Raw genomic sequence first — 6,127 nt, 5'->3', positions numbered from 1 at the left:
GTGCGGGCGCGTTGTTCGGTGTCGGGGTCGAGGCTGGCGCCGAGGGTGCGGGCGGCGGCTTTGACGGCGTGGTTGGTGGCGGTGGCTTCGACGACGCGGGCGAGGAAGCCGGTGATCTCGTCGAGGGCGGGGGAGCCGTCGGCGGTGCGCTGGCGGGCGGCTTCGACGTCGGCGGCGATGCGGCCGCTGTATTCGGCCAGGACGGCGGCGACGAGGTCGGTCTTGGTGGGGAAGTGGCGGTAGAGGGTGCCCACGGCGACGCCGGCGGCGGAGGCGATCTCGTCCATGCCGGTGTCGGGCCCGTTGAGGGTGATCTGTTCACGCGCGGCGTCGAGGATCTTCTTGCGGTTGCGGACGGCGTCGGCGCGGGGCGCTCGGGCCTGGGCCATGAGGACTCACTCTCCAGATGGGGGATGCCGGATCCGGTCTCGTCAGGTGACTTCCGGAGTTCGGGAAATCAGCACTTGCAATAACCTGAACCGTGGTTCATAGTAGTTCATGAACCCACGTTCACCTTACCTTCCGGGAACCCACATGACCACCAAGACCGCTCTCGTCACCGGCGCCTCCTCGGGCATCGGTGAGGCCACCGCCCTCAAGCTCCAGTCCCTGGGCTACACCGTCTACGGCGCCGCCCGCCGCACCGACCGCCTGCAGAAGCTGGCCGACGGCGGGATCCGCCCCCTGGCCATGGACGTCACCGACGACGACTCCATGCGCGCCGGCATCGACCGCATCGTCTCCGAGACCGGCCGCATCGACGTCTTGGTCAACAACGCCGGCTACGGCTCCTACGGCGCCATCGAGGACGTCCCCCTGTCCGAAGGCCGCTACCAGTTCGAGGTCAACGTCTTCGGCGCCATGCGCCTGGCCCAGCTCGCCCTGCCCCACATGCGCGCCCAGCGCTCCGGCAGCATCATCAACATCACCTCCATGGGCGGAAAGATCCACACCCCCCTGGGCGGCTGGTACCACGGCACCAAGTTCGCCCTCGAAGCCCTCTCCGACTGCCTCCGCCTGGAGCTCAAGCCCTTCGGCATTGACGTCGTCGTCATCGAACCCGGCGGCATCAAGACCGAATGGGGCTCCATCGCCGCCGACGGCCTGCGCAAGGCTTCCAGCGACGGCGCCTACGCCCAGCAGGCCAACGCCGTCGCCACCTCGATGACCTCCGAGGCCAACACCAAGCGCATGTCCTCCCCCCAGGTCATCGCCGACGCCATCGGCAAGGCCGTCACCGCCCGCAAGCCCAAGACCCGCTACGCCACCGGCTTCGGAGCCCGCCCCATGATCACCCTGCGAAGGCTCCTGCCCGACCGCGGCTTCGACACCTTCATCTCCCGCGCCACCGGACTCCCGCGGTAGGTCTGCTCCGGGTTGCCCGGCTCTCACAGAGGCGGGCGAGGGCTGGCCGCCCGCGCGTAACGACCGCAGCCCGGCCTCTGCGCATCCGCAGACCGGGCAGCCCGCCCCCCCTCAAGCCGACTCGCCGATACCCCCGGTGGACACCCTTCACGGACGGCTGTCACACACCACCGAGCCCTCATCACCAAGCGCTCGGCTCCTGCCTGCCCGAAAGACGAGAAACGGAGAAACGCCATGAACAAGGTCTGGTTCGTCACCGGTTCGTCCCGCGGCCTGGGCCGCGCGTTCGTCGAGGCGGCGCTCGGCCGCGGCGACAACGTCGCAGCCACCGCCCGCGACCCGAAGTCCCTCGGCGACCTGGTCGAACAGTACGGCGATGCCGTCTTGCCGCTGCCCCTCGACGTGAGCGACAGGACCGCCGTCACCACCGCGGTCACCACCGCACACCAGCACTTCGGCCGCCTGGACGTGGTCGTCAACAACGCCGGCTACGGCCTCTTCGGCATGATCGAGGAACTGACCGAAGAACAGCTGCGCGCCCAGATGGAGACCAACTTCTTCGGCGCGTTCCGGGTCACGCAGGCGGCCCTGCCGCTCCTGCGCGAACAGGGCTCCGGCCACGTCGTCCAGATCTCCAGCGTCAACGGGATCACCGCATTCCCGTTCGTCGGCGGTTACGCCGCCTCCAAGTGGGCCCTGGAAGGCTTCACCGAGTCCCTCACCCAGGAGGTACAGGGAACGGGCATCAAGATCACTCTTGTGGAACCGGGCAGCTTCGACACGGACTGGGCGGACAGCTCCGCCATACAAGCCACGCCCCACCCCGCCTACGAGGACTTCCACAAGGCCATTCAGGCCCTGCGGGAGAGCAGGCAGCCCGCCGATCCGGCCGCCGCCGGCCGGGCCCTCCTGCACATCGTCGACGCGGAGAACCCGCCCCTGCGCGTCCTCTTCGGCAACCAGCCTGTCGACCTCGTCAAGGGCCTGTACGCGCAGCGGCTGCAGACCTGGGCCGACTGGGAAGACCTCTCTCGCGCCGCACAGGGCTGAACAACATCGACGCTGCCGTGATCGACAAGAATTCCTCCGATTCCTCCGATTCCTCAGTCCTGTCCGACCGGGCCTTCGACCGCGTTCATCCTGCGCACCGGCGACGCCCTCGCCTCCCTGCCTGATCCCCATCCCGCCACGGAAGCAGGACGTACGCGTCCTGGTCCTGGGACCGTCCGCCGCTCGCGCTGAGGCGCTGCCCGCCAAACCCCTGCACCGAGCACCTCGCGAAGCTCATGGCAGAGGCGGAGCACGGCGGGCCCGTCGCCGCCGGGCAGGCCCTGCTGCAGGTCGTCGACGCCGAGAACCCGCTGCTGCGCGTGTTCTTCGGGACCGCCGACACCCCAGTACCTCCCGCACATCTACGCCGACCGTCTCAAGACCTGGTCCGACTGGGCGGCTCTCGCCCTCCGGGCACAGGGCGCACAGATCGTCTGAGCGCGGCTGCGGTAGCGGTGGCTGCGGCCGCCACCCCGCACATGGCAGCCCGCCCCGGGCCCTCATCGGCTCCGCCCAGCCGCACCGCACGCGTCCGAAGCCACCGACGCACGTTCTACCGATTCACAGCTGAGCAAGGAGACCGTCATGCCCGCCTCCAGTCCTCTGTCCGGAGCGACGGAGATCCTCTCCCGACCCGTCACGATCAACGGTCTGACCATCCCGAACCGCATCGTGATGTCGCCAATGACCCGGATGCATTCGCCGGGCGGCATACCGGGCGAGAACGTGGCGTCGTACTACGCGCGCCGTGCCGCCGCCGGTGTGGGCCTGATCATGACCGAGGGAACGTTCGTGGGCCATGAGTCCGCGGGCGGGATGGACAACATCCCGGTCTTCCACGGCGAGCAACAGCTCGCCGGCTGGAAGGCGGTCGCCGACGCGGTGCACGCGGCCGGCGGCAGGATCATGCCGCAGATCTGGCACCTGGGCATCATGCGCCCCGCCGGCGGGACGCCGTATCCGCACGCGCCCGTCATCGGCCCGTCCGGCATCGGCCTCGACGGTACCGAGGGCGCGGGCAAGGCCATGACGCAGCAGGACATCGACGACGTGATCGCGTCCTTCGCCGAGGCCGCCGCGGCGGCGGAGCGGATCGGCTTCGACGGAGTGGAGGTACACGGCGCCCACGGCTTCCTGATCGACCAGTTCCTGTGGACGCGCACCAATCGCCGCGCGGACGCTTACGGCGGCACCCTGACGGCCCGTGCGAAGTTCGCAGCGGAAGTCGTTGCCGCCATTCGGGACTCGGTCTCACGCAAGTTCCCCGTGCACTTCCGTTTCTCGCAGTGGAAGAACGTCCACCACGACGCGCGGATCGCCGAGACCCCTCAGGAGCTGGAGGCGATCCTCACGCCACTCGCCGAGGCAGGAGTGGACGCCTTCCACGCCTCCACCCGCCGTTACTGGGTGCCGGAGTTCGCAGGCTCCAGCCTCAACCTCGCGGGCTGGGCGAAGAAGGTCACCGGCAAGCACACCGTCACGGTCGGGTCGGTGGGCCTGGGCGGCGGTACGGACTACATCGATACGTTGTTCCAGGGCAAAGGCGCCGCCCTGCGCAACCTCGACGACCTCCTGGACCGCTTGGAGGCGCAGGAGTTCGACCTCGTGGCCGTCGGCCGCTCCCTGCTCCAGGACCCGCTGTGGGCGGCGAAGGTCCTCGCGGGGCGCCTGGATGAACTGAACCCGTTCGACGCCGCCGCTCTGGCCACACTGACCTGAGCCCAAGGCGCGGCCTACACAGGACGGGTCATGACGGCGCGGCCGACAGTGACGCTCCGCCTTCACGCAGAACCAGGCCGGTGTCGCGAACCGGGTGCCAAGCCCGCAGCCGCCCGCCGTCACCGCGATTGCTGAAGAGTGTGCCCGGCCCGCTGTCCCGGGTGCGTACCTCACAAGACCGGGGCCCGCTTCGAGCGGTGGCGGCCCCGCCGCGCCGAATCCGTGGGGACGGGATCGGCGCAGGTCCCGGCCCGGCGGCCGGACGCACTCTCCCTGCACCGTCCGCCGGGCTCGTGGACCCAACGTCCTCCGACCGTCCTGTCGGCCTTCTTGCCCTGCCCACGGACTCCATACTCCCGGCCGTCACCGACGACGTGCCACAACTCATGATTCACGAAGAGGTACCCCCATGTCCGAAGCAGCCCACAAGGCTCAGGGCACCACCGGAGCCAACCGCTGGACAGCGCTCGTCTTCATCTCCATAGCGCAGCTGATGGTCGTGCTCGACGCGACCATCGTGAACATCGCCCTCCCCTCCGCTCAGCAGGACCTGGACATCTCCGACGGCAACCGCCAATGGGTGATCACCGCCTACGCCCTCGCCTTCGGCGGCCTGCTGCTCTTCGGCGGCCGGATAGCCGACCTCTGGGGCCGCAAACGGGCCTTCATCATCGGCCTGCTCGGCTTCGGAGCCGCCTCCGCGCTCGGCGGTGCGGCCACCAATGAAGCGATGATGTTCGCCGCCCGCGCCCTCCAGGGCATGTTCGGTGCCCTGCTCGCGCCCGCCGCTCTCTCCCTGCTCACCCTGATGTTCACCGATGCCAGGGAACGTGCCAGGGCATTCGGCATCTACGGCGCGATCTCCGGTGCCGGAGGCGCGGTCGGACTGATCCTGGGCGGTGTGCTGACCGAGTACATGGACTGGCGCTGGACGTTCTTCGTCAACATCCCGTTCGCCGTGATCGCCGCGGCCGGTGCCGCGTTCGTCATCCGTGAGCCGAAGGGCGAGCGCCACGGCTCGGCACTGGACATCCCGGGCGTGATCCTGTCCACCACCGGCCTGGTCTCGCTGGTCTACGCTTTCGCCCGCGCCGAGTCCGAGGGCTGGAGCGACTCCCTGACGATCGGTCTCTTCGTCGCGGCGGCGGTCCTGCTCCTGGTCTTCGTGATCGTCGAGACCAGAGTGAAGGCTCCGCTGCTGCCCCTGCGCGTCGTCACCGAGCGCACCCGAGGCGGCGTATACCTCTCCCTCGGCCTCGCGATCATCGCGATGTTCGGCATGTTCCTCTTCCTGACCTACTACCTCCAGGTCATCCAGGGCTACTCCCCGGTCAAGACGGGCCTCGCCTTCATGCCCCTGATCGCCGGCATGATCCTGGGATCCACGCTGATCGGCGCCCGGCTGATGACCCGTATGCCCGCCCGGTTCCTGATGGTCGCCGGCTACCTGGTCGCCGCCTCCGGCATGCTGCTGCTCACGCAGCTGGAGATCGGCTCCTCCTACACCGGCCTGCTGCTGCCGGCCCAGCTCCTGCTCGGACTCGGCATCGGCACGGCGTTCATGCCCGCCATGTCCCTGTCCACGCACGGCATCGAGCCGCGTGATGCAGGCGTCGCCTCCGCGATGGTCAACACCTCGCAGCAGGTGGGCGGCGCCATCGGTACCGCCCTGCTGAACACCATCGCCGCCTCCGCGACCACGTCGTACATCGCCGACCACATCACCGGTGCGACCACCCGCTCGCAGCAGCAGTTGATCCAGATGCAGGGCATGGTGCACGGCTACGCCAACGCGATCTGGTTCGCCGTCGGCATCCTGGCAACATCCGCAGTCATCGCCCTGATTCTCGTCAACGTCGGCCGCTCGTCCACGGGCGCGGGTTCGGACGGCGAGGCCCAAGTCCCGGCGATGGTGCACTGACCCAGGCCCTCAGGCGCAGCAACGCCGCACCCGGTCTCCTCCGGCCGGGTGCGGCGATGTTCCATCGGTGCG

5 protein-coding genes are annotated in these 6,127 nt (G+C 69.1%); 4 read left to right on the top strand and 1 reads right to left on the bottom strand.

Annotated features, from left to right (window positions below; translation table 11 throughout):
- Positions 1-389, bottom strand: a 389-nt coding sequence (locus tag ACFTZL_RS39445; RefSeq protein WP_382593684.1) for a TetR/AcrR family transcriptional regulator, incomplete at its 3' end; no start/stop codon positions are given.
- Between the two features lie 145 nt (positions 390-534).
- Between ACFTZL_RS39445 and ACFTZL_RS39440 the strand changes: the two genes are divergently transcribed.
- From ACFTZL_RS39440 to ACFTZL_RS39425, 4 genes are all read left to right on the top strand, one after another.
- Positions 535-1,365 (top strand): oxidoreductase, encoded by an 831-nt coding sequence (locus tag ACFTZL_RS39440; RefSeq protein ID WP_382593681.1) that lies wholly within the window; start codon positions 535-537, stop codon positions 1,363-1,365.
- A gap of 234 nt (positions 1,366-1,599) precedes the next feature.
- Positions 1,600-2,415 (top strand): SDR family NAD(P)-dependent oxidoreductase, encoded by an 816-nt coding sequence (locus ACFTZL_RS39435; RefSeq protein ID WP_382593678.1) that lies wholly within the window; start codon positions 1,600-1,602, stop codon positions 2,413-2,415.
- A 585-nt stretch (positions 2,416-3,000) separates the two neighbouring features.
- Entirely contained in the window at positions 3,001-4,134 is a 1,134-nt protein-coding gene (locus ACFTZL_RS39430; protein ID WP_382593675.1) for an NADH:flavin oxidoreductase, read from the top strand.
- Between the two features lie 409 nt (positions 4,135-4,543).
- A complete protein-coding gene (locus ACFTZL_RS39425) occupies positions 4,544-6,055 on the top strand; it encodes an MFS transporter (RefSeq protein WP_382593672.1) in 1,512 nt (503 codons plus the stop codon).
- The last annotated feature ends 72 nt before the right edge of the window (positions 6,056-6,127 follow it).

Origin of the sequence: Streptomyces sp. NPDC056948 (genome assembly GCF_042674225.1) — a bacterium.
In the GTDB taxonomy this organism is placed as follows: domain Bacteria; phylum Actinomycetota; class Actinomycetes; order Streptomycetales; family Streptomycetaceae; genus Streptomyces; species Streptomyces purpurascens.
This window is presented reverse-complemented; position numbering and strand designations above follow the sequence as displayed.